Source organism: Morganella morganii (genome assembly GCF_019243775.1).
GTDB lineage: Bacteria > Pseudomonadota > Gammaproteobacteria > Enterobacterales > Enterobacteriaceae > Morganella > Morganella morganii.
In genome coordinates this window covers 2,247,477-2,271,844 of the sequence record NZ_CP069157.1, presented here as the reverse complement: position 1 = coordinate 2,271,844, position 24,368 = coordinate 2,247,477, and the positions used below count along the sequence as shown (strand labels likewise).

Here is a 24,368-nt window from a genome sequence, read left to right as displayed (position 1 = left end):
TCATTGTATTATTGCAGGAGTGGTTATGGCCGCTAAAGATTTGAATTTTCTGGTAGTTGATGATTTTTCCACCATGCGCCGTATCGTGCGTAACCTCTTAAAAGAGTTGGGCTACAACAAAATTGAAGAGGCGGAAGACGGTGTGGATGCACTGGAGAAAATCCGTGCAGGTCAGATTGATTTCGTGGTGGCGGACTGGAACATGCCGAACATGGACGGGCTGGAGCTGCTGAAAACCATCCGCGCGGATGATGCACTCAAACATATCCCGGTCATGATGGTGACCGCCGAAGCGAAAAAAGAAAATATTATTGCCGCCGCTCAGGCCGGTGCCAGCGGTTATGTTGTCAAGCCGTTCACTGCCGCGATCCTCGAGGAAAAACTGAATAAAGTCTTCGAAAAAATGGGTCTGAACTGAGGGGCTTCAGCAGAAGGAAAGCAGGATGACGGAAAATAAATCAACGGACAGGAACAAAAACAGTGATGATGATTTAAAACAGATCATCACCCGGGTCGGTTTTTTAACGAGGATGTTAAGAGAAAGCATGCGTGAACTGGGATTAGAAAAGGGCGTGCAGCAGGCGGTCGCGACAATTCCGGACGGAAAAGACAGACTGCGCTACATCGCTCAGATGACTGCACAGGCGGCGGAAAAAACACTCAACGGCATCGACACTATCAAGCCGTTGCAGGTAAAAATGCACGAGGACGCGCTGGATTTGCAGGCGCGCTGGCAATCCTGTCCGTCAGCAGAGGTCGATCCGGCTCTGCAGGAATCCACCATGGCGTTTATCCGCCGGGTGATTGACGGCAGTGCGGTGACCAAAAGTGAGTTACTGGAAATTATGATGGCACAGGATTTCCAGGATCTGACCGGTCAGGTCGTGAAAAAAATGATGGAAGTGGTGGAAGAGACAGAGAAACAGCTGCTGTTTCTGCTGATGGAAAACACCCCTGCGGAAATCCGTGCAAAACATCCGGTCGACAGTCTGAAAAACGGACCGCAGATTGATCCGAAAGGGACCAATGTGATGGCATCTCAGTCACAGGTTGATGATCTGCTCGATGAGCTTGGTTTCTGATATAAAAAAACCGCAGCAGGGATGCCGCGGTTCAGAACGGTCAGTCTGTCACAACGGAAATCAGATACCCATTGCCTGCTTAATCTGAGCCATTGCGTCGCTGCCTGCTTTGCATGCTGCGTCCTGCTGCTCTTTCGGCAGTGTTGCGATTTGTTTTTTCGCTTCGTCAAACTGTTTCAGCATTGGTTCTAACTGTGCTTTGGCTGCTTCGTTGTCGCCGGCTTTTTCAGTTGCTTTCTTCACTAAATCATCGACTTCAGCAAAGTATTTGTTACAGGTTTCAGTTGCACCCGGAACGGATGATGCTGATTTTTCTTCGCCGGAACATGCAGTCAGAGCCAGAGCCATTAAACCCAGAGAGCAGGCTAAAATTGTTTTTTTCATCAGTGAGTACCTTGTGATTATCGTGGAATAAAACAGTGGCAAATTATAAAGTACCGGTAACAACTGCCTATCGGAATTGTTCCTAATTTAACACTCCGTGCGAAATACGGGCTTTCATCAGGCTCAGCGGCTTAATTTGACTATATTGCGTTGCTGACCACTGCCTGCGGGTGTCACTGAGTGATTTTCTGCTGATAATTCCGTCACTCCTGCTTTAATCAGGGAATTACACCGTTAAGACCGGTCATTTTCCACCATTGAATTTGCCGCATTCTGTCATGCTATAACCATAAGCAAAATCCCGGCAGACGGCGGAGGTGTGAGTGTCTGATGAAAGTGATGTGGAAAAAACAGAAGAACCCACCCCCCATAAAAAACAGAAAGCCAAAGAAGACGGACAAATTGTCCGCTCCAAAGAACTCAGCTCACTGATGATGATGCTGGCCGGTATCAGCCTGCTGTGGTTAAGCGGCGGTCATCTGGCGGGACAACTGCGTGATATTTTTCGTCAGGGATTTCTCTTTGATAACTTTTATCTGCAGAATCCGGGGCTGATGCTGCGTTTTCTCGGAAAAGTCATTGGTGAAGCGTTATTTGCGATGCTGCCGGTTGTCGGCGGGCTGGCGCTGGTCGGTATTTCGGCGTCGGCACTGGTCGGCGGACTGGCGTTTAACACCAAATCCATCAAGTTTGATCTGACAAAACTGAGCCCGCTGAAGGGCTTTAAACGTATTTTTTCCATGAATGCGCTGGCCGAATTATTCAAGGCGATTCTTAAATCCCTGCTGATTGGCCTGGGCGCATGGATTTTTTTATGGCAGGCGTGGCCGTCCTTACTGCATCTGGCGATGGAATCCCCGTCAACGGCAATGGCCAATGCGATGCAGAAAGTGATTTTTGCCGGTTACCTCATTATCTTCATGCTGATCCCGATGGTGGCGTTTGATGTGTTCTGGCAGTTCCGTTCGCACCTGAAAAAGCTGCGGATGAGCCGCCAGGAAATCAAGGATGAATTTAAGCAGCAGGAGGGTGACCCGCAGATAAAGGCCAAAATTCGTCAGCAGCAGCGCGCGATGGCGCGTAACCGCATGATGGCGGATGTACCGCAGGCGGATGTGATTGTGACCAACCCGACGCACTACGCCGTTGCTCTGAAATATGACGAGAAAAAAATGACCGCACCGAGAGTACTGGCCAAAGGTGCCGGGGTGCTGGCACAGCGGATCAAGGAGATAGGTGCGGAGAACCGCATTCTGCTGCTGGAGGCACCACCGCTGGCGCGGGCACTTTACCGCCATGCTGAGGTGGGACAGTCAATTCCGGTGGCACTGTATTCCGCCGTGGCGGAAGTGCTGGCATGGGTGTTTCAGCTGCGCCGCTGGCGTCGTGAAGGCGGCCTGAAACCGAAAAAACCGAAGAATTTACCGGTGCCAAAGGCACTTGATTTTGTTGGAGAAAATACCCGAAATGGCTAATCTGGCTGCACTTTTGAGATTACCGAAAACGATGCAGGGAGCACAATGGCAGTTACTTGCCGGGCCGGTCCTCATCCTGATGATCCTGTCAATGATGGTACTGCCGCTGCCGGCGTTTGTGCTGGATTTGCTGTTTACCTTTAATATCGCGCTGTCCATTATGGTGCTGCTGGTGGCGATGTTTACCCGGCGTACCCTCGATTTTGCCGCGTTCCCGACTATCCTGCTGTTCTCCACCTTACTGCGTCTGTCACTGAACGTGGCATCCACCCGTATCATCCTGATGGACGGACACACCGGTCCTGCTGCTGCGGGCCGGGTGGTTGAGGCGTTCGGGCACTTCCTGGTCGGCGGTAACTTTGCCATCGGGATTGTGGTCTTTATCATCCTGGTGTTAATCAACTTTATGGTTATCACCAAAGGTGCGGGACGTATCGCCGAAGTCGGTGCGCGCTTCGTGCTCGATGGTATGCCGGGCAAGCAGATGGCGATTGATGCGGATCTGAACGCCGGGATCATCAATGATGAAGAAGCCAAACGCCGCCGTGCGGAAGTAACCCAGGAGTCTGATTTCTACGGTTCAATGGACGGGGCCAGTAAGTTTGTGCGCGGTGATGCCATCGCCGGGATTATGATCATGGTGATTAACGTGATCGGCGGTCTGATTGTCGGTGTGGCTCAGCACCATATGCCGCTGGGCGATGCGGCCAGCACCTATACCCTGCTGACCATCGGTGACGGTCTGGTGGCGCAGATCCCGGCACTGATTATCTCAACCGCAGCCGGTGTGATTGTGACCCGCGTGGCAACAGATGAAGATGCCGGTGAGCAGATGGTCACCCAGCTGTTCAACAATCCGCGTGTGATGTGGCTGAGTGCCGGGGTTCTGGGTCTGCTGGGGCTTATCCCGGGCATGCCGAACTTTGTGTTCCTGCTGTTCACGGTGGCGCTGGCATCTCTCGGCTGGTATCTGGTGAAGAAAAGCAAAGAGCCGGTCAAAGAGACGGATAACAATGTGCAGGAGCAGCAGTTCCGTGAGGCGAATAAAGTCACGGAAGCGACCTGGGATGATGTGGTGGCGGAAGATTTGCTGGCGATGGAAGTCGGTTACCGGCTGATTCCGCTGGTGGATAATGACCAGCAGGGCGAATTGCTCGGGCGGATCCGCGGGCTGCGCAAAAAATTTGCCCAGGAAGTCGGCTATCTGCCGCCGGTGGTGCATATCTGTGACAACCTCGAACTGGCACCGACTGCTTACCGGATCCTGATCAAAGGGGCGGAAGTCGGGCGCGGCGAGGCTCAGCCGGGCCGCTGGCTGGCGATTGACCCGGGCAATGCGGCGGGCTCTCTGGAAGGGGATGCCACACAGGAACCGGCATTTGGTTTACCGGCAGTGTGGATTGATGATGATCTGCGTGAGCAGGCACAGATTCAGGGTTACACCGTGGTTTCAGCCAGTACGGCGGTGGCGACACACTTTAATCAGATCCTGCTGGAATACGCCAGCGACCTGTTCGGCCGTCAGGAAGCACAGATGCTGTATGACCGCGTGAAGAAAGAGATACCGAAGCTGGCGGATGACCTGATCCCGGATACTTTATCACTGACCGTTTTCCACCGCGTGCTGCAAAATCTGCTGACTGAAAATGTCATGATCCGCGATATGCGCACTATTATTGAAACCCTGGCAGAGCAGGTTGGTGAGAACGGCGAGCAGAAAGATACCGATGTTCTGACGTCGCAGGTGCGGATAGCACTGGGCCGCGCTATTACCCAGCAGTGGTTCGGGGCATCAGGGGAAATTCAGGTGATTGGTCTGGATGCGGGGCTGGAGCAGATCCTGTTGCAGGCCGCGAAAAGCGGCGGCGGTCTGGAGCCGAACCTGGCACAGAATATCGAAATGCAGGCGATGAGTGCGGTACAGCACCAGGAAGCGATGGGTGCACCGACAGTATTGCTGGTCAATCATTCACTGCGTCTGATCTTATCCCGCTTCCTGCGCCGCAGTCTGCCGCAGCTGGCGGTGATGTCCAACCTTGAACTGAACGATCGCCGTCAGATACGGATGACTTCTATGATCGGCGGTTAATCACGGGTTAAACCATTACCATCATACTTTGCGGGAATCTGTGAAAACAGGTTCCCGTTTTTTGTATATTGAGCCGGTCAAATCATGACCGGCATTTTTTTGTTGTACACAGATACAGCTTACTCCGCTGTATCGTTTTCATCCTCACTGACCACAAACCACGGTGTGTACAGTGTGCGCCGCTGATAACCTTTTGCGGTGATCACCTGATGCTCACGGCCGAGCGGGTCATAACAGTGCGTGTCGGCGTACAGATCCTGCCGCGCACTGTCATCACTGACATACCTCCAGTCATTGACAAAGTATGGCTGATACGTCCGGACGGCATGTCCTTTGTTATCATACTCAGTGCGGCCCGACACTGCCCAGCGTGCTGTTTCTTTCTCACTTTTCCGGCTTCCGGCTGCCAGTGAACCGTTTTTATTGCGGTGGAATGCGTCACCGTCCTCAAAACGGGCTGACTGCTGTAAAATCCGCCCGAAACCGTCACTGAAGGTGACCTGCTGACGGATTTGCTGTGTGCTTTTATCCGCCGGTTCGTCATCATAGCGATCAGTTGTCAGGGTCAGCACATGCGGCGGCAGTTTATCTGTACCGCTGTGCATCCAGCTGTCTGCGGCATAGACAAAACACTGCGCAACCGGCAGTTGTTTTTTCATCTCCGTGGCGTCCTGCACTGAATCCGGCAGTGTCAGCGGTTTCTGGCTGTAGCCGGTTTTCTGACCATTTTCCGTGCCGTAAAAACGGCTGCTGATCACCCGTCCCAGCGCATCAGTCTGTACCTGGCTGATATTGTCATTGGTATCGGTTATTTCGCAGACAGACAGAAAACGCCAGTCATATTTTGCCTGAGTGATAAGTCCGGAGGCATCGGTGTGTTTAGTGATAACACAGTGATGTTTATCGCGGGTCAGATGACGTTCCCCGATCAGCGGATTATCGCGGACGGCAACCGGCAGCAGGAACTGTTCCGGTGCACCGTAAGTCTGATGACCGGAGCGCGTAATCCAGACCTTTTTTCCTGTTTCTGAGGTACCGGCAAACAGGTAATCCGCTTTGATATAGCCGGTTTTCAGTAACTGCTCCGTGATATCTGTACCTGATTTTATGGCTGCGGTAATCGTCTCATCCAGCTCTGCAGTATCCGTATAACTCCGGCGCGGCGGCCAGGACGGAACTGTTACTGACGGCTGATTATCTTTATTCAGCCAGTAAGTCCTCTGTTGTCCGGCAAAGTGGCGTGCAGACTGGTTATTGCTGAGCAGGGCAGGCAGTGTTTCCGTATTTAAGCCCGTTGCCGGAACTAATCCGGATTTCAGAACAAAAATATCGCTGCGATCAGCATCAGGCTGCCCGGTCAGCCACTGCTCCTGTTTCAGATTGGTCAGGTGGTGCCGTGCATGCTGTGATAACGATACAATGAGTTGCAATTGCTGATCATCATAACCGGAATCAAACAGTGACGCGGGCAGGGTATCCGGCAGCGGGTTTTTTGCCGGTTTCGGACGGCGCGGATAATGAATCGTCGCTTCACGCAGCGGGTAACCGTACTCATCCGCACTGAGTATAACGGATTGCGAACACTGCGGATCAGCAGCCATGCGTTCATAGTGATATTCACGGCTTTCTGATACCGACGGCCGGACTACCGGCATATCTGCATCCGGTGTGATCAGACGGACACTCAGCCGCTGTTCACTGACACTGTACGGTAAATCCTGTTGCGGACTGCCGTCTTTACCATATACCTCACTGCGCAGCTGCATCCCTTTTTGCGCGCGGCTGAGCCAGAATGCCTGTTTTTGCGCCAGGGCATCAGAACAGACGGATTCTTTATCACCGCTGCCGGTTGTCAGCCGCGTAACAAACCCGGCAAAGGCATTTTTATCGCCCTGCCAGTACTCATTTTTCAGTTGTGTATCAACAGGGGTATAACCGGTGGCATACCAGTTACGGGTCAGTACCGGCATCGTCAGTACCCCGCTGGTGGCGCGGGCGGCGGTGGTATCTGAATCCAGTACCTCCACACAGCCGAAGCCGCGGAACTCCCGTTCACGGGCATCCCACACACCGTGGTGATAACGGGCTTCACTTACCAGTTTATTGCCGGTGATTTCATCGGTAGTTTCTGTTTTCCACAACGTATGCAGCGGGAAAGGCAGATATGAAACCGGTTCGCGGGTTTTATCATCCAGCCGGAACTGTGCGGAACTGCGGTAGCGCAGATTCTGCGACATCCCCGTCTGATTATTAATCTGATTCAGCAGCCACGGTTTTTCGGTGGTCAGATGCAGCAGATAATGACGCGGTACGGTATGGGGAACCGTCAGCAGCAGGCTGGCGACCCCCAGTCCCTGTACATCCGCTATCTGTAAACGGCAGGTCTTATTGTAACGGACGCCGGCAGGCAGCTTCACAGTGACTGGTTTGTCAAAACCGTTACCGCTGCGGTTACGGTAGATTTCAATATAATCACTGCGGGCATACAGAATATCGGCGGTACCGCTGCCGTCAATATCGGCGAGATAAACATATGCGGCATTGAATTCCGCCTGTTTTTTGCTGAAACCGTCCAGTGCCAGCGGCTGACCAAAGCGGCCGTGACCCAGATTCGGCCAGCAAAGCACTCCGCCCGCACTGATCTGTACCAGATGTTGTTGTCCGGAGCCGAGCACATCACTGAAAGCAACCAGTGTGGCGGCATCGCCGTCCGGTGACGGCAGGACAATTTTTTCTGATTGCGGAATATCTTTGGCGGATAGCCAGCCGTCTTTGCTGCCCGGCCAGATGCGCACACTGCGCGGACCGATGAGCACCAGGTCGGTGGCACCGATACCGTCGATATCGGTCATTTGTGCAGCAGGATGGCCGTATTCCAGCGGCAGGGCACTGAGCGGTGTAAAATGCAGCCACTGTTCCGGGTTATCTGTCTGCTGACGGTATTGCCCGTGTACGCCGGGCTGTGTGACAACCCACTGCAGACGGCCATCACCGTCAAGATCAGTCAGCATCGCACCGTTTTTCAGGACGGGAATATTATCGAGCCGCTGCGGTTTATCCCATATTACCGCATTGACATCATCGCTCCCGGTATCACGGACCGGGGCGCGGTAATACCATGCGCCGCTGTCCTGATACAGGATCCCGGAAATACCTTCACCGTGCAGATCCAGATACTGCCACGGCTGCTGCGGATTGAGTTTACCCATCTCCGGCTGAGACCACTGCACAGACTCCGGAAAATCAAAGGTCTGCCAGCCGAAGGTCAGCGGCGGCAGAGACAGCATTTTGCCGTCATCCTCAAACGCCATCTGCCGGGCGGCAGTCAGTGTGGTGACAACGTGGGTTTCCTGATACTCAAACAGCAGGCGGGAAACCAGTGCCGGTACATCCGTACCTTCTGCTTTTTCAGCGAGCGTCTCCAGGCGGTGGAACATCAGCACCTGGCGGCATAAACGGCGGGTACGCAGATCAAACCCGTAAGCATAACCGGAGAACGGATCCTGACGGCACAACCAGCCGGAACCGGCTTTAAACAGCGGTTTTTCTGCCGGTTTAAGGGTGCGTTCGCCATAGTCAAACACCAGCACAAACAGCCAGCCGGCTTTGGTGGCATCGTTGCCGTTGAAACAAGGGAATGTGCGTCCGGCGGTGATATTGCCGTAATGGACTTCACTGAGATAGCGCTGGCTGTGGCTGCCCGGATGGGCGGCTTTTTCCCGGTCGCTGCAATTGATGTCATCTTCCGCACGGTAACGGTAATAAATCTGCTCACCGGTGGCGGAGACCGAGGCGTTCAGTAACCAGCGGGCCGTGTGGCTGCCGTTACTGATACGGGCGGCAGATTCATAACCGAGCAGATGCACCTGACCGTCTGCGGCATACCAGAGCCAGAAATCCGGTTCGGTGGTACTGCCTTGCGGCTGCCAGTATTCCAGGCGGCTGAAATCACGCTCCGTCCGGGCGCGGTATGTAGTTATCTGATAAGAAACGGCCAGTTTTACACCCAGCAGGGTCTGACGTTTATCCGCCGCGCCGGGGACAGCCACCAGGACTTCACCGGCAGGATCCAGAAATTCATCGTCAGCGGTATAAGCAGGAACACCTTTACGGGTGCGGCGGCTGACCGCAGGAAGATTCACATCCCAGCCGATACCAAAGGCACTGTTACCGCCCTGACTGCTGTAGCTGAGTGAGAGAGAAGGGGCATAGCCGCGTCCGGCACTGACGGGCAGCGGCAGAGACAGCGACGCCGCGCCGTCCGGCCCGGCGGCCCCCGCCTGTCCGGAAAGTCCGGTCAGTGCACCGCCGCCTTTCGGCAGAGACGGCGCCTGAGGACTGATATTGTCTGATTGTTGCATAATAGGCTCCAGAACGGGCAGCCCGCAGGCTGCCCGGGTCAGGATAAAAATTAACGGATGGTGTAACGGATATGGATGATGATATCGCTCAGACTGAGCAGCAGGGCTTTCTGCTCATCCTTTGTTGCTTCCGGGAAGCTCAGGAACAGGCTGCTGTCATTATCCACCGGGATCCCTTCAAACGGCAGCCAGTGGCCGTCATTGAAATCCAGCCGGAACTGACCGTCGTCATTCATACCGTGGGAGACGGCAATGGCTTTACAGCCGTCCGGCAGTCTGACATCGCCGCCGTAACTGAGCACGGCACGCACATCCTGATACGGCCCTGTCAGCGCCGGTAAGGTCACGCTGATCTGTTTGATTCGGCGTGTTTTACCCAGACGGGCAGGGTAGTTTTCCGCAATCTTCAGTGCCTTCAGGTTAAACGCGGCATATAACTCTTTATCTGCGGTCATTGAGAGCCCGGTTGCTGCCGGTGTATTACCGGAACCGCTGCCTTTCAGCAGCTCAGCAATTTTCTCTGCCAGATTAACCGGTGTGTCATACTCCTTATACACTTTGGCGAGTGAAACAGTACGGGTGACTTTCAGCGTACGGTGGTTCCATTTCAGCCATGCCTGCTCCATCTCTGTCAGATTCAGCAGCAGGGACTCCCCGGCCATCAGTCCGGCATTACTGCTCTGCCATGCGCCCGGTTTGATATAGCGCGTGGTTTCACCGGTCTGCCATGCAAACGCGGCTTCGGCCATCATGCAGCGGGTGGCGGTCAGGTCGTAGAAGCGGTAATAGATGGATGCCAGACGGCCGTGCAGCCAGCTGTAGAGTGCTTTATTGCTGAATTTGCGCTGCAGGAACTCCAGTTGTGCCTGAGTCTGCGCCTGCTGGATTTCCAGGTGTTCGCGCTGCATCTCTGTGGCGGTGCGGCGGACGGCCAGGGCTTCCAGCTGGGCATCAATCTGTTTCACTTCAGATTCGGCATTATTTTTCTGGATTTCCCATTCCTGACGGCGGCGGCGCCATGCCTCAGACTGGCTGATATTATCCGCGGTAATTTTGGTGGCGGAGGCTGCCAGTGCGATACCGGAACCAATCGCTTTCGGGATACCGCCCCAGCGGCTGCCCCCCACGGCCATACCGAAGACGTTTGGTACCATATCGGCGGCGGCGGCAGCCATATTCAGCCCTTCAACGGATGTACTCAGTATTGCGGAAGAGAGGTACAGATCCATGGTTCGTTTTTCTTCCGCACTGACATTTTCATCATACAGCGTGCGGTAGCTGTCAAAGCGGGACTGCGCACCGGCACGGCTCTGTTCCAGTGTTTTCTTCTCGGCATCCAGCTCGGTGAGTGCCTGCTCCTGCATACGCAGGGAGGAGAGCATCAGCTCACCGGCCTGGTTTTGCAGCAGTTCACTCATCGCTTCCGCATCCCGGCGCTCAATCAGCCCCTGGAGCGAGGAACCGAACTGCATCAGCTGTCCGGTCAGCGAACGGGCACTGTCCAGCGCCTGCGGGAAGCGCATTGCCGGGATGGCGGCAGACGGTAAGGCTTTGCTTCCGCCGGAGGCAGCCGCGGCAGCACTGAGCAGTGCCGCCGGGTCAGCCGGCGCGGCAAAGACCGGCAGCGACAGCGGCTGGCCATCAATGGAGAGATTATTACGCAAGTTAAACAGGCGCATTTCCAGCATATGCCAGTAGCCGAGCAGTTTTTCGTTTTGCTGTGGCCGGAACAATCCGGTCAGGGTATTGGCAGTACGGACCTCCGGCAGGAGGCCGCCGCTGCGGATACGGCTGATTTCGTCATGGAACTGTTTTGCCTGAGTTTTATCTGCCGCGTCACTCAGTGCCGGGTTACTCCAGGCACCACTGATGGTTGTCAGTGGTTTATCGCCCAGCAGCCCCAGTGCCTGCATATACCACATTTTCGCTTCATTGAGGGTATCACGCTCCAACATGCGGTAAGCGCTGTCACCACGGGCAATCAGCAGATCGAGCAGTTTCATCAGGGTGCTGACTTTGTAGTGCATCGGGTCATTCTGAGCGACGGCATCCGGGTCAACCGAATCCAGCGGATCGGCGTTCCAGGAGGTATCCTCTTTCAGCGGACGCACGCGCCAGTCACCGGCACCATCTGCAGCAGAGCGCCAGATATAGCTTAACCAGCGGTTGGCTTCGGTAAAGTTCTGCTCCTGTAACAGACGCATGGCCACCATCATCGGGGTGTAATAGAACAGCTCCCAGAAATAGAGGGCATTGGCACCGCTGAAGTCCATTGGCTCATCAGGTTGTGACAGGCCGGAGACAGATTCCAGACCGGGGAAGGTGCCGTTGTGTCCATCATAACTGGTATCTAAGTACCATCCGCCTTTTCCGTCGGGTGGAAATCTAATCCAGTATGAATCACCACTCTGGAAATTAGCGCGGAGGAAAAATGTATTATTTTTAGGTTGATCAGTATCCGCATAATAATTGCTATAAGCGCCAGCTATATTCGGGATAAATAATTTAATCTCTGTGGCTGAATCCTGACTGAGTATCCCATCCGTAACAGGGAAAACATCATATAGCTTAAAAACATCACCACGCTGAATTGTAAATCTCCTGTTACTGCCATGAATAGCCGGGTCATACGGTTTCAGTGTCAGTGTCACATAAGTACCCAGTCCCGGCTTCGGTTCACGCAGATTCTGGGTTTCCGGTGACAGCACGGCATCAATCCCGCGGTTGGCCTTTTCAATTAACTGACGGGCAAACAGGGTATTCAGCCGGGTGCGGTAAGCATCCCATTCCATATATTGGGCACCGTTTTTATCGGTGTACAGGGAAATAGCACGAGGGCTTATCCCGGGAACAGTAATATTTAGTTTGTACTTACGGGCTATATCAACACTGTTATTTTTAAACTTAGCCTGTAATGTTAAGCTTACTTCCTTGTCACGAATGAAATTAGTGATGTCCAGTTTATGCTCGTCAAAATTATAATCGGTTTCAAAAACATCATTTTTGTACCCGAAGCCATGATTTATTGTCTGAAACGTTCCAATTGTATTGCCGTTATGAATATATTCAAGTGAGCAATCTCTCAGGTTGACTTGATGCAGGTTTTTATTAATTCCGCGATATTTTATGACCCCTGTTTTTTCCCGTTTTGAGTTTTTATTTCTAATAAAAAATGTGATACTTATTTTATCAGCAGGGTAACCTGATATTAATTCATCTATTTTACATGTAAAATAGTGTCTGTTTTTATCTGAACCATAGTGTATACATTCATATTGGGCACCTCCATCAGGGGTTGCCAGTGCTAATTCTGCGCTATTAACAAAAGGTAATGTTTTATCGTTTCCGGGTATACTCAGGTAAATAATGTTTATGCCCCGCGTCATGTATTCAGTCAGGCTGACAGTACATTCACCGCCCGGAAAATCACCCACTGGTGAGTAAACAGTCCCCTCAGTCCGGTAAGAGTTAGCGCCCTTAGTCAGTTGGTTAATAAATTCAGGACGTAATAATGGCGGAATAAAATCCACATGAATAGCAACGCATGCTTCAGAGTTAACTACGAGGTGTGTTTTGTTCCCGGATGTTGAAAGATAATAATATTTTGTGTCCAGGCTGATATTTGCATTAGATGTACCGGTTTCCCCTTCAGGGGTGAGCGTTGAGCTATAGCTGTGCAGTAGCAGGCTGTTTACCCTGGTGATAGTAGTTGTATCGAGTTGTGGCGCAGTGTACTCCAGGACACTCCGGATATCTGGTATATTTTCTGAAGACATGTCGGAGAATATATAGCACCCGAAATACTCTGTCTTTTCCTGCGCTTTATTGTTATCGCGCGGTGTGATTTTCTTCTGACTGAAGTTGTAGCTGTCTTTAACCAGATAGCAGGCAACAGTCAATGCATTTTTCCCGGGATTCTCAGTGCAATATAATCCTTTACGACCCTCCTCCATTTTAACAAATTCATTGGTCACATCATAACTGAACGGTGATGCCCAACTGCCGTCATATTTAATATGCGTCAGTTTCAGGGTAAAAGACGAAATATCCTTTTTACCTTCGCCATCTTTCCGTACTTGTTCTTCAACCCATAGCAGATAAAGACGTGAACGGAAAATCACCGGACGCACCATATCCTGATACGGATTAATAGCACAGGTAATTTCTTTCCAGTCACTCCAGGCATTGGCAGCAAAATGACCGTTCTGACATTTGCTGTGATCCGCCTTACGCCAGTAATATTTTTTCGGCTCAGTCTGGCTGGCACCGATAAACCAGGTATTACCTTCATCAATATCAACCGCATCATGATAACCGCTGACCACTTTCAGGTCAGCGACCTGTTCAAAGGCGGTGAGATACTGGCGGAAGCCATTTTCCAGGGTGTCGCTGTTAAGCTCGCTCTGAGAAAGCTGCTCCAGCATGGTGTTCATCATCCCGGTCTGACCAATGCGGATAGTCGGGTCAATGAAGTTTTCCGGGTAATAGACTAACTGAGACACACCCGCCCAGGTGCTGTAGCGCTTATTATAGGTATCCCAGTCTTTAAAGAACTGACGCTCAAGCACAGCACTGTCTGCCCCCGGCTCATCACCGGCAACAGTGCGGTTGATATAGAGCTGAATACCGGCAATCGCATCCGCCAGCGGTGTGGTGGTGATTTCAGCACTGACTTTGCCGTCAATCAGCAGTGTACGCCAGATATCATCACGGTTTGCCAGCGGTTTACCCATAACCAGAGCACGGTACTCTCCGCTGAGGGCTTCACTGCGGCGCGGTTCAGACTGATCCTGCAGTTGTTTTGTCAGCTGTTCGTTCAGACCGGCCTGTAATTTTCCGGCGACGGTAGTCAGTTCGCTGTAGGTCGGGGTAGTTTTTTCGGTGATGGTGAAGAGGCTGGTAAATTCTTCCGGCAGAATATGGAGGGTATCAGCCATATCAATACAGGCCGGTAATTTTGCCAGTTGCTTCCAGGTGGTGATAGAGGTGTTAAGATCAATACCCAGTGCACCAAGAATAATTGCATAAGGAATGTTGGCACAGGATTCCAGATCCGAAACGCTAAGAGCCCTTTTATTCAGCTTTTCCAGTACGTTACCGGCGTTGTTACCACAACGGTTGACCAGACGATGGAACTCACTGATTTCACGCAGCTCTTTTACGGTACTGACGGGGGCGCCTGTTGACAGTATCCGGAGTTCAGCACCACTGAGTGACAGTGTCCGGATAACTAACACCCGTTGTGCCAGTGCCTGGCACCATTTTGCCTGTAAATCCGGAGTTTTATTATTGATCAGCATAACCCAGAAATCACGGGTCAGCGGCACTTTATCCGGATGGTTATTATCCAGCCAGCGCAGCACGGCTTCCCCTTGTTCAGGATTTTCTAATTGCATAGTACCGGCGATCACCGGAGCCATAGTGGCGCGAAGTGTATCCGTATTTTTATTGTCAATACCGGCGTTGCGCAGAGCATCGAGCAGCGTGTTCATTTCGTCTGTTGGCTGATTTGGTGCTGATAAAAATGTCAACAGAGAGAGTGTGTCAGCGGAGATATCCTGCTTGCTCAGCCAACCATTAGTCTGCCACAGGAAATTAATAATACCCCGACGCTCAGGGTCGTCAAGATTCTTAATAAGCATCTTATGATCGTACATTCCATGCAAAAAAGACAACCGGGAAACGGTGATACCGCAAAGATCAGCCAGTAATTTGACTAAATACATTTCACTGATTCGCCGGAGAGTATTTTCTATCTCCGTGTTACTGGCATTAACCAGCCAGCGTATATCATTTATTTCATTTCGATCTGTCTCTAATGCTCTGAGCAGGTAAGGTAAACGTTTATCTTCACTGTTTTCTGCCGTATTAACCGTTTTTCCCCCCAGCGAATAAACCTCACCATTAAGCGGCGGATTATTAAACATCCGGTCAAACTGACTGAGCTGCCCGTCATAGCTGACAGTGCTGATAGTGGCACCGCTCAGAATTAAAGCATCATCGCTGCTGATATTGTAACGTTTACGGTAGAGCAGGAATTCACAGAAGCGGTGCAGTACGGTTGCGTCTGAATCGGTGTCTTTCAGTTTCAGACGGGTTAATGCACGCTGGGTTTCCAGCGGGGTTATACCGGTGGCTTTGGCCAGGCGCAGGATTTTGTTGAGGGTGAGTAGTAGTGGTAAAGGAACGGTGGTTGTTTTGGTGACAGTAAATGTGCTGTGTCCATACCAGTTAACGCCAGGTGTGGTGTAAACCGAAATGGTGATTTCTGGTGTTACTTTGGCGGCAGGAATTGTTCCCCGGATACTGTAGTGTTTCCCTTCCTCAGGGTTCGTGGTAGCAGATGAATAAATATCTGTCGGATAATTTGAGTATGGTGTTACAACGCCGATATGCAGACCAGAAGTCGCCTGATCAAGATAACTTATACTGAAATTAATATAAAATTGATTATTACCCAGCGGAATAAGGTCAATATATTCGAAATTTACCCTGACTGCATATTCATTTTTCAGTCGGGTGTGAGTTAATGTATAAAAGACATCACCGTCTGTGTCTCCGGCTTTTATTATCTGTGTTTTATTTTGTCCGTACAGATTGTGTATATTTTTCAGTGATGAACCGTACGGAATAGTTATCTCCAGTAATGCCTGAACCTCATCCCGCGGCAACTCATAATAATTGGCCAGCGCATCCGGGTTCATCAGGTTGTCGGTATTGACGCCCGGGAAGTTTTTCTTCAGCAGCGCTTCGGTTGCTGCTTCACTTAATCCGTCTGTTTTTTCTGTCAGAATCGCATATAACTCCGGTGAGATACCGGCGTATAACGCCATTTGTGCAGCAGATTCCGCACCTTTGCTCAGCACATGGTCCGGCAGAACAAAATCCTGTTGTGCCAGGGCGTTACGGATCCCCTCAAACGGCGCGTTATACGGGGTTACACCACTGCGGCGGGAGGTCGCCAGGGTTTCATAATATTTGTTTTTGTCTGTCTGACCGGCTTGCGCCATCAGCGCCGTTTCCTGTTGCTCATTAGCCAGTGACAGGGTGGAAATCTCTTTATCCAGATTTTCCTGAGATAACACCAGCTTAGCCAGGTCAGGACGGCGTTTGTCCAGATTATTGACACTGTCTTTCTGATGCAGGCCACGGGCTTCGCGGTACAACTCAGTCAGATAGCCGGCCGGGGAGAACATGGAAGAGACCGCGCCGGGTGCGGCAAACTCATCGGCACGCGGCATGATAATGTCGTTATAGCCGTACGGCGTCGCACCGTAAGTGCGGGCAGCGCCCATCTCTTTTTTCAGCAGCGGGTTGGCGCGGGTCAGCGCACGGGCAGTATACAGAATGTTGTTCTGCTGTTCTTTGATTGCCGCGCGGTGAAGTAGTTGCGCTTCTTCACGGGACAAACGGCCACCCGCCAGGCTGCGGACTTCGGCAAGGGACATCGGCATAAAATCTGCCAGTGTCACTGTTTCACCACTACGTTGCTGATTCAGCTTTTCGAGAATTCGGGTTATTTTATCCATCGACAATAGCCTTATAAATATGAAATTTAGTTAATGACACAGAAATGTACCTTTCAGTACTCCGTAAATTTATTGTTAACTGATGTTATGTTTCGCAAACAATAGAATTATCGGAATATGTCACTGAGGTCGAGTGTCAGTTTTGGAATGAGGATAGTCAATCAGAACGATTAGCATGATGTGCTGACTTTGTGGTGTTTTATTTATTTATTTGATTTTTAAAGCAGAAATGATTTTATTTTCCATGGGGTAATAATAGATTTGAATTATAAATTTATATTTTCATATAGGAATGGCTGTATATCTGATGTTATTCAGGATGCCGCCGGGCGGCAGTCAGTAATATGGGCGTAAAGGGGGATACAATATTGATCAGAAAACAGAAGTGAGAACGGGAATAAAGATAAGGGACAGATAATATTAAAATAATTAACTGCCGGGGAAGGGCAGTTAATGATCAGACAGAGATTTTTTTACCGAGTGCCGGTGTGCGGGATTCCTGGCCGTCAGCGCCGTAAGTCGCCTGGTTATTATGTTTTTTCATAAAATCCAGCCGCTCCTGATTAAACTGCATATGCAGTTTCAGCATCTGATGATTGCGGTAATTCATCTCTTTCAGCGTCAGAGTAAGGTCTTTAATCGCATTCCAGACAGTGTGCATGGTTTCATTATTGTCATAAGGTGCACACAGCCCGGCTTCCTGCTCAAGTGCCTGGCGGCGGGTTTCATTATGGCCGATAGCGGCAACCAGAAACCGTTTCTGTTCCGTGGCTTCCTGAAACGGAGACTGCGGAACACGCGGGTAGCCGAGTAACAACTCTTCATTTTTCATCACCTGATGCAGTGACTGTAAATGAGAGAGTTGTTGATCCAGCAGCGGCAGAAGTTGATCAGTCATTTTTATCGGCGCTGTCCATGGATAACATGCACTCATGCGCATCGCGCAGCAGACCGTCAGCGATTTTACCGGCATCCATCCGTAATGTGCCGTCTTTCAGGGCCTGTTTGATTTCTGCCACCCGTGCAGTATTAATGTCGTTTTTACCCGGCGCAAGCAGCTGCTTCTGAAGTTCACTCGGCGAAAATGCACTTTCGCGGACAGTCTCTTCTGCCTGAACTTTTTTATCGCGCACCGGCGCGGTCAGCTCTTTCGGGTCGCGGTTAGTCACTTTTGTCAGTGCTGAAATCGCGGATGTTTGCTCAATTGCCATATCTGTTTTCCTTTTCCCGATCTGTATGAGATGGAGGGGCGCCTCCCTTGTGCTCATTGTTTATCGGCAATCTTATCTGAAACTTTATAACTAAATTCATCACGCAGCATATAACTACAGTGATACTTTCACGCTGCCGTTTTCAAGGGCTTCACCGCTGACCACCTGACCATTCACCAGCCGGACCCGGATAGTAGTTCCGGCGGCGGCATTATTAATGGCACGGCCTTCATATTTTACCGAGAAATTATCACCATCCGCCATGACAAAAACGCTTTGTCCGGCTTTTATTGCCCAGGGTTTGCGGGTCATGGAGGCGACATAGGTCTGCCCGGCATCAATATTGCGCAGGGCAATGGCACCGCGGAGGGCTATTTTATCGGTAACCGCGCCCGCAGGCAATTTGTGAAGTAAACCGCGTTTTGTGCCGATATCCACAAGCTGAACAGTCTCACCGCGCTGAATCTGACGGGTTGCCACGTAATACTGACCGGTGACATTGACTGTCAGCTGCATAAAGGTGCGTTTTTTTCCGCATAACACCGGCAGTGAAATATTGCCGGTGTTACGTCCGCCCGCAGGCAGTTGCAGTACGGGATCTTTACAGGCGGGCCAGCGGTCGATCGGGGTTTTTATTTCGACAGATACCTGCATGGGTTTCGGGTGCAGCTGCCGGAAGTAATGATTGATCTCTTCCGGTAACCCGGCCTGTGCGGAGGCGGAAAACACCAGTAATCCGCTGATAAACAGGGTGCGGTAACGGGGTGTCATTCTCTTCTCCTTCACAAACGGGATTATTTCTGATGGTCGCAGTTTACGCAATTTCCTCACTGTTGAATCCGGTAAATAGGTTGGTTATTTCGCGTTTATCCTGCCATTAGATTTTCACGGGACGGATAATATACCTGTCACTAAAACAGGCGTAACACATCAACAGAGGGCAGACATGCTTGATAAGTTAAATGCCACGTTTGCATTTCAGCAGCAGGCTCTTTCGCTGCGGGAAACGCGTCAGACAATCCTGGCATCCAATATTGCCAATGCGGATACCCCCGGGTATCAGGCACGGGATATCGATTTCAGCCGCCAGCTGAAACAGGCGATGAATAACGGCACGGTGAAGAACGGCGGTCTGGCGATGGCAGTGACCGCGAAAGGTCATATCAGCGGACACGGTGCCGCAACACCGTCAGCGGTTGATCTGAAATACCGGGTGCCGTATCAGACATCGATGGACGGCAATACCGTGGATATGGATGTTGAACGCAGTCAGTTTGCTGATAACACCCTGAAATATCAGGCTGACCTGACCTTTATTAACAGCCGCGTGAAAAGCATGCTGGCCGTCTTACAGCAAGGGTAATTCTGATGGCACTACTGAGTATTTTTGATATTTCCGCCTCCGCACTGACCGCGCAGTCCCAGCGTCTGAACGTTAGCGCCAGTAACATGGCGAACGCCGAAAGTGTGGCAGGGCCGGATGGCGAACCGTACCGCGCGAAACAGGTAATGTTTCAGACCGCGCCGCAGGGGCGCTATGACATCGGCGGCGTGAAAGTCAGCCAGTTGATTGAAGACCCGGCTCCGCCGCGTCTGGAGTACAAACCCGGTCATCCGCTGGCGGATGAAAAGGGCTATGTGCGGATGCCGAATGTGGACACTGTGGGTGAAATGATTAACACCATTTCCGCCTCCCGCAGTTATCAGGCAAACCTGGAAGTGATGAACACAGCCAAAGTGCTGTTGCAGAAAACCTTAACCCTCGGACAGTAACGGAGTGAGTCATGGGGATTAATGCAGCAACCAATGATCCGGTCAATAACGACATTGATGCGCAGAAAAAGCCGCAAAAAAGTCAGAGTGACGATATGCGGGACACCTTTCTGAAAATGATCGTCACGCAGATGCAGAACCAGGATCCGACCAAACCGATGGATAACACGGATCTGACCAGTCAGCTGGCGCAAATCGCCACCCTGGAAAGCATGAACAGCCTGAATGACAGTGTCAGCGGTATTTCAAAACAAATTAACTCCGGACAGTCATTACAGGCAACACAACTGGTCGGGAAAAATGTCCTGATCCCGGGCAGCGACCTGGTCCTGGTACCAACCGGTGACGGCACCACCCGTGTGAAAGCCGATAACCCGCCGCCGGGTGATGACACATCAATTGCGCCGTTTGCGGATGATAACGGTGGTGATGACAGCAGCGGCAGCGGATTTGAATCCTCGCCGTTCGGTTTCTTCCTCGCCAAACCGGCGGACAAAATTGAGATAACCATCCGCGACAGAAATAAAGGAATTGTCAGAACCATCACGATTGACGGTGAAACCAAACCGGATATCTACGACAAGACCTGGGACGGCCGCAATGACAATGGTGATCTGGTTGCCGATACCAAAGGGAAATACACCTTTGAGGTAAAAGCCACCATGAAGGGTGAAGAGATCCCGAAAAGCGGCGTCGTCAGACTGAAATACGCGAAAGTGAATGGCGTGACACCGGGAGCGGATGCACCGCTGCTGGATGTGGGCATAGGCAACAGCGTGCTGCTGTCTGAAATCTTTAAAGTGTATCCGTCAAATTAATAAGCAAACCCAATTGTCATGGAGGTGACATGTCTTTTTCACAAGCAGTCAGCGGCCTGAACGCCGCTTCATCCGGTCTTGATTCGATCGGTAACAACATTGCCAACTCCGCAACCAACGGCTTTAAAGGGGCGCATGCTTCTTTTGCTGATATGTTTGCCGGTTCCGGTGTCGGTCTCGGGGTTAACGTTGCGGCGGTTTCCCAGAACTTCAAAGACGGTGCTATCACCCGTACTGACCGCGCTACTGATGTGGCGATTTCCGGTAACGGTTTCTTCCGTCTGCTGGATGGTAACGGTGATGTGGTTTACAGCCGTGACGGTGAATTTCACCGTGATAAGAGCGGTAACCTGGTTAACAACCAGGGCATGATGGTCACCGGTTTCCCGGCGGGTCAGGATGCTGCCGGTAACACCACTATCCAGACGGGCGGCATTCCGCAGGCGCTGAATATCCCGACCGATATGATGGACGCCAGAGCATCCGCCAAAGGTGAATTAACCATGAACCTGAACTCGGATGATAAGGCAATTACCGCTGCGTTTGATCCGGACAACCCGGATACCTACAACTTCAGCACCACCATGACCACCTATGACAGCCAGGGTAACACCCATGAAGTCGCGGTTTACTTTATCAAAACCGCTGACAACAAATGGAGTGTCAAAGCCAAAGACAGCAGCGATAAAACAGCGGCTGTTGAGGACCTGGGTGATATGGAATTTGACGGCAACGGCAAGCTGAAAGGTACCGCTGATTTTCAGTTCACTTATAAAGGCTTAAACGGTGCGGATGGCGGCACAATTGACCTGAGCTTCAATAAAACCCGTCAGCAGAAAGTCACCGAATCATCCGTCAGCAAAATTGATATCGACGGCTATCAGTCCGGTGAATACACCAGCTTCAAAATTGAGAATGACGGCACCATCACCGCCAGCTATTCCAACCAGCAGAAGCGGACTGTCGGCAAAATCGCACTGTCTGCGTTTGCCAACAATAACGGCCTGGCATCCCAGGGCGGTAACGTCTGGAAAGCCACCAATGCCTCCGGTAACCCGATGGACGGCGTTCCGGGCACCGGACAGTTCGGTAACCTGACCGGCGGCGCGGTGGAAGCCTCCAACGTGGATATGAGCCAGGAACTGATCAACATGATTGTGATGCAGCGTAACTATCAGTCCAACTCGCAGACCATCAAAACGCAGGATCAGATGCTGCAGACGCTGGTTAACTTACGTTAAGCATAAAGACAGAAGGTGGCCATGGATCACGTCATTTATACAGCAATGGGCGGCGCTAAGCATGCGCTGGAAAATCAGGCCATTGTCTCGAACAACATTGCCAACGTCTCGACATCCGGGTTTAAGGCACAGCTGTCCGCCATGCGGGCAGTACCGGTAAACGGCGATACAGAGCAGACCCGGACACTGGTGGTCTCCTCGACCCCCGGAGCGGATATGACTCAGGGGCCGCTGAACTACACCGGCCGTCAGATGGATGTGGCGCTTAATGAAGGTCATTTCCTGGCGGTGGCACTGCCGGGCGGGGAAGAAGCCTATACCCGTAATGGCAGCATTCAGATTTCGGCGGATGGTCAGCTGATGCTGGGTGAACACCTTCTGCAGGGTGACGGCGGTGCGATTGATGTGCCGCCGCACGCGGAACTGACCATCGGCGGTGACGGTACCATCACCGCGCTGATCCCGACTGATCCGCCGACCATGCTCGGACAGATAGGCCGTCTGAAAGTGGTGGAAGCGAAGCCGCAGGATGTTCTGCGCGGCGAGGACGGGCTGTTTCATCTCACTGCTGCGGCGCGTAATGCCAATGGCAATGAACTGCCGCTGAGTGAGCGCGGCAAAGTATCGTCCGGTGTGCTGGAAGGCAGTAACGTCAACCCGGCACAGGCGATGGTGGAAATGATTGCCAATGCGCGTCATTTCGAGATGCAGATGAAAGTGGTTCACAGCGCGGATGAGAATGCCCAGCGGGCCAATCAGCTGCTTGCGGTGAGTTAATATTCAGTAAGGAATTATCATGATCCGTTCATTATGGATTGCCAAAACCGGGCTTGAAGCCCAGCAGACGAACCTGGATGTTATTTCCAACAACCTGGCCAACGTCAGCACCAACGGTTTTAAACGCCAGCGTGCGGTGTTTGAAGATTTGCTTTATCAGAACATCCGCCAGCCGGGTGCCATGAGTTCCGAGCAGACATCTCTGCCGACCGGTCTCCAGCTGGGTACCGGTGTGCGTCCGGTCGCAACCACCCGTATTCATGCCCAGGGTGCGCTGAACAAAACCGGCACATCGACTGATATCGCCATCAGCGGACAGGGTTTTATCCATGTCCAGATGCCGGACGGTTCTGATGCCTATACCCGCGACGGTTCACTGCATCCTGATCAGAACGGTCAGCTGGTGACCTCATCCGGTTATCAGATTGTCCCGGCCATTATGATCCCGGAAGGGGCGCAGAAGATGGAAATCGGCCGTGACGGTACGGTTTCTGTCACCATGTACGGCGAAAGCCAGCCGCAGCAGATCGGCCAGATTACCCTGACCACCTTCATCAATGATGCGGGTCTGGAGAGCATCGGCGAAAACCTGTATATGGAAACCGCCAGCTCCGGCGCACCGACAGAAAGTGCCCCTGAAACCAACGGTGCAGGCCGTCTGTATCAGGGCATGGTGGAAACCTCTAACGTTAACGTGGCGGAAGAACTGGTCAATATGATCCAGACGCAGCGCGCGTATGAAATCAACAGTAAGGCCGTTTCCGCCTCTGACCAGATGTTACAGCGTCTGACACAACTGTAATCCCCGTCCCGGCGGTGAGGTTATCGCTGCCGGGGCTTTTTTACTGAGACACGCACAGAACAGCAAGAGTATTAAGATGACTGAAAGCGGCATTGTTCCACGGCAGCAGGATTGCGCAAGTTCTCCTGCCACTTCTGTTTGCGGGCGCGGACTGGTGACAGCGGCAGTGCTTGCCGTATCACTCAGCGGCTGTGCTTACATCAAACCCAAACCGCTGGTGGATACCCATACCACCGCGCTGCCGGTCGCACCGACTGCCCCGGCCGCGAACGGTGCTATTTTTCAGAGTGCGCAGCCTGCCTACTACGGCTACCAGCCGCTGTTCGAGGACAGACGTCCGCGTAATGTCGGCGATATCCTCACCATCAATCTGCAGGAAAACGTCAGCGCCAGCAAAAATTCCTCCGCTAATGCCAACCGTGCCGGAAAAACCGGCTTTCTTGCGTCCATTCTGCCCGGCTTTATGCAGGGCTGGCTCGGCGGCAGCAACACGGAGCTGGACGTAAAAGGCAACAGTGATTTTACCGGCAAAGGCGGCGCTAATGCCCAGAACACCTTTAAGGGCACTATCACGGTCACTGTGGATCAGCTGCTGGCGAACGGTAACCTGCATGTGGTGGGTGAAAAACGGATCGCCATTAACCAGGGTACGGAATCTATCCGTTTCTCCGGTGTGGTCAACCCGCGCACCATCGGGGCGGATAACAGTGTCAGCTCCACTCAGGTGGCGGATGCCCGTATTGAGTATGTCGGCGACGGCTATATCAATGAATCGCAGAATATGGGCTGGTTACAGCGTTTCTTCCTGAATGTGTCACCGTACTGA

17 protein-coding genes are annotated in these 24,368 nt (G+C 52.0%); 11 read left to right on the top strand and 6 right to left on the bottom strand.

Annotation, left to right across the window (positions count from 1 at the left end):
- The first annotated feature begins 25 nt into the window (after positions 1-25).
- Positions 26-418: a chemotaxis response regulator CheY gene (gene cheY / locus JL661_RS11030; protein WP_004236857.1), complete on the top strand. Its 393-nt coding sequence runs from the start codon at positions 26-28 to the stop codon at positions 416-418.
- A gap of 25 nt (positions 419-443) precedes the next feature.
- Entirely contained in the window at positions 444-1,082 is a 639-nt protein-coding gene (locus JL661_RS11025) for a protein phosphatase CheZ (RefSeq protein WP_004236856.1), read from the top strand.
- Positions 1,083-1,142: 60 nt separating this feature from the next.
- Here the strand turns inward: JL661_RS11025 and JL661_RS11020 are convergent, their stop codons facing one another.
- Positions 1,143-1,466, bottom strand: a complete 324-nt coding sequence (locus tag JL661_RS11020; RefSeq protein ID WP_004236855.1) for a DUF5339 domain-containing protein — start codon at positions 1,464-1,466, stop codon at positions 1,143-1,145.
- Positions 1,467-1,789: 323 nt separating this feature from the next.
- Here JL661_RS11020 and flhB point away from each other — a divergent pair, with 323 nt between their 5' ends.
- Both flhB and flhA read left to right on the top strand, forming a co-directional pair.
- Complete coding sequence (flhB, locus tag JL661_RS11015; RefSeq protein ID WP_004240019.1) at positions 1,790-2,941, top strand: flagellar biosynthesis protein FlhB; 1,152 nt, start codon at positions 1,790-1,792, stop codon at positions 2,939-2,941.
- The gene (gene flhA / locus JL661_RS11010; RefSeq protein WP_015422625.1) at positions 2,934-5,030 is read left to right on the top strand and encodes a flagellar biosynthesis protein FlhA; all 2,097 of its coding nucleotides are present in this window, start codon (positions 2,934-2,936) and stop codon (positions 5,028-5,030) included. The genes flhB and flhA overlap by 8 nt, the downstream gene beginning before the upstream one ends.
- A 119-nt stretch (positions 5,031-5,149) precedes the next feature.
- Here the strand turns inward: flhA and JL661_RS11005 are convergent, their stop codons facing one another.
- From JL661_RS11005 to flgA, 5 genes are all read right to left on the bottom strand, one after another.
- Entirely contained in the window at positions 5,150-9,391 is a 4,242-nt protein-coding gene (locus JL661_RS11005) for a SpvB/TcaC N-terminal domain-containing protein (protein ID WP_062772501.1), read from the bottom strand.
- A gap of 50 nt (positions 9,392-9,441) precedes the next feature.
- A complete protein-coding gene (locus tag JL661_RS11000; protein ID WP_062772504.1) occupies positions 9,442-16,920 on the bottom strand; it encodes a Tc toxin subunit A-related protein in 7,479 nt (2,492 codons plus the stop codon).
- Between the two features lie 457 nt (positions 16,921-17,377).
- Complete coding sequence (locus tag JL661_RS10995; RefSeq protein ID WP_004236847.1) at positions 17,378-17,818, bottom strand: flagella synthesis protein FlgN; 441 nt, start codon at positions 17,816-17,818, stop codon at positions 17,378-17,380.
- Positions 17,811-18,131 (bottom strand): flagellar biosynthesis anti-sigma factor FlgM, encoded by a 321-nt coding sequence (gene flgM, locus JL661_RS10990; RefSeq protein WP_004240024.1) that lies wholly within the window; start codon positions 18,129-18,131, stop codon positions 17,811-17,813. Before flgM ends, JL661_RS10995 begins: the two co-directional genes overlap by 8 nt.
- Before the next feature lie 114 nt (positions 18,132-18,245).
- On the bottom strand, positions 18,246-18,902 hold the full coding sequence (gene flgA / locus JL661_RS10985; RefSeq protein ID WP_004236843.1) for a flagellar basal body P-ring formation chaperone FlgA: 657 nt from the start codon (positions 18,900-18,902) through the stop codon (positions 18,246-18,248).
- Positions 18,903-19,077: 175 nt separating this feature from the next.
- Between flgA and flgB the strand changes: the two genes are divergently transcribed.
- The 7 genes from flgB (at position 19,078) to JL661_RS10950 (ending at position 24,368) form a co-directional block, all read left to right on the top strand.
- Positions 19,078-19,494: a flagellar basal body rod protein FlgB gene (flgB, locus tag JL661_RS10980; protein WP_032098796.1), complete on the top strand. Its 417-nt coding sequence runs from the start codon at positions 19,078-19,080 to the stop codon at positions 19,492-19,494.
- 5 nt (positions 19,495-19,499) lie between these two features.
- Entirely contained in the window at positions 19,500-19,904 is a 405-nt protein-coding gene (flgC, locus tag JL661_RS10975; RefSeq protein ID WP_004240027.1) for a flagellar basal body rod protein FlgC, read from the top strand.
- Positions 19,905-19,915: 11 nt separating this feature from the next.
- Positions 19,916-20,722, top strand: a complete 807-nt coding sequence (locus JL661_RS10970; protein ID WP_004236839.1) for a flagellar hook assembly protein FlgD — start codon at positions 19,916-19,918, stop codon at positions 20,720-20,722.
- Between the two features lie 29 nt (positions 20,723-20,751).
- Entirely contained in the window at positions 20,752-21,963 is a 1,212-nt protein-coding gene (gene flgE / locus JL661_RS10965; protein ID WP_004236837.1) for a flagellar hook protein FlgE, read from the top strand.
- A 21-nt stretch (positions 21,964-21,984) separates the two neighbouring features.
- Positions 21,985-22,740: a flagellar basal body rod protein FlgF gene (locus tag JL661_RS10960; RefSeq protein ID WP_004240029.1), complete on the top strand. Its 756-nt coding sequence runs from the start codon at positions 21,985-21,987 to the stop codon at positions 22,738-22,740.
- 19 nt (positions 22,741-22,759) lie between these two features.
- A complete protein-coding gene (flgG, locus tag JL661_RS10955) occupies positions 22,760-23,542 on the top strand; it encodes a flagellar basal-body rod protein FlgG (protein WP_004236835.1) in 783 nt (260 codons plus the stop codon).
- Between the two features lie 76 nt (positions 23,543-23,618).
- The gene (locus JL661_RS10950; RefSeq protein WP_004236833.1) at positions 23,619-24,368 is read left to right on the top strand and encodes a flagellar basal body L-ring protein FlgH; all 750 of its coding nucleotides are present in this window, start codon (positions 23,619-23,621) and stop codon (positions 24,366-24,368) included.

Excerpts from the sequence above, each read along its gene's own strand:
- flgC (WP_004240027.1), top strand. The coding sequence starts at position 19,500 with ATGGCACTACTGAGTATTTTTGATATTTCCGCCTCCGCACTGACCGCG.
- JL661_RS10995 (WP_004236847.1), bottom strand. The coding sequence starts at position 17,818 with ATGACTGATCAACTTCTGCCGCTGCTGGATCAACAACTCTCTCATTTA.
- flgE (WP_004236837.1), top strand. The coding sequence starts at position 20,752 with ATGTCTTTTTCACAAGCAGTCAGCGGCCTGAACGCCGCTTCATCCGGT.
- flgG (WP_004236835.1), top strand. The coding sequence starts at position 22,760 with ATGATCCGTTCATTATGGATTGCCAAAACCGGGCTTGAAGCCCAGCAG.
- JL661_RS10970 (WP_004236839.1), top strand. The coding sequence starts at position 19,916 with ATGGGGATTAATGCAGCAACCAATGATCCGGTCAATAACGACATTGAT.
- JL661_RS11005 (WP_062772501.1), bottom strand. The coding sequence starts at position 9,391 with ATGCAACAATCAGACAATATCAGTCCTCAGGCGCCGTCTCTGCCGAAA.
- JL661_RS10950 (WP_004236833.1), top strand. The coding sequence starts at position 23,619 with ATGACTGAAAGCGGCATTGTTCCACGGCAGCAGGATTGCGCAAGTTCT.
- flgA (WP_004236843.1), bottom strand. The coding sequence starts at position 18,902 with ATGACACCCCGTTACCGCACCCTGTTTATCAGCGGATTACTGGTGTTT.
- JL661_RS11000 (WP_062772504.1), bottom strand. The coding sequence starts at position 16,920 with ATGGATAAAATAACCCGAATTCTCGAAAAGCTGAATCAGCAACGTAGT.
- JL661_RS11025 (WP_004236856.1), top strand. The coding sequence starts at position 444 with ATGACGGAAAATAAATCAACGGACAGGAACAAAAACAGTGATGATGAT.
- flgM (WP_004240024.1), bottom strand. The coding sequence starts at position 18,131 with ATGGCAATTGAGCAAACATCCGCGATTTCAGCACTGACAAAAGTGACT.
- flgB (WP_032098796.1), top strand. The coding sequence starts at position 19,078 with ATGCTTGATAAGTTAAATGCCACGTTTGCATTTCAGCAGCAGGCTCTT.
- flhA (WP_015422625.1), top strand. The coding sequence starts at position 2,934 with ATGGCTAATCTGGCTGCACTTTTGAGATTACCGAAAACGATGCAGGGA.
- cheY (WP_004236857.1), top strand. The coding sequence starts at position 26 with ATGGCCGCTAAAGATTTGAATTTTCTGGTAGTTGATGATTTTTCCACC.
- JL661_RS10960 (WP_004240029.1), top strand. The coding sequence starts at position 21,985 with ATGGATCACGTCATTTATACAGCAATGGGCGGCGCTAAGCATGCGCTG.
- JL661_RS11020 (WP_004236855.1), bottom strand. The coding sequence starts at position 1,466 with ATGAAAAAAACAATTTTAGCCTGCTCTCTGGGTTTAATGGCTCTGGCT.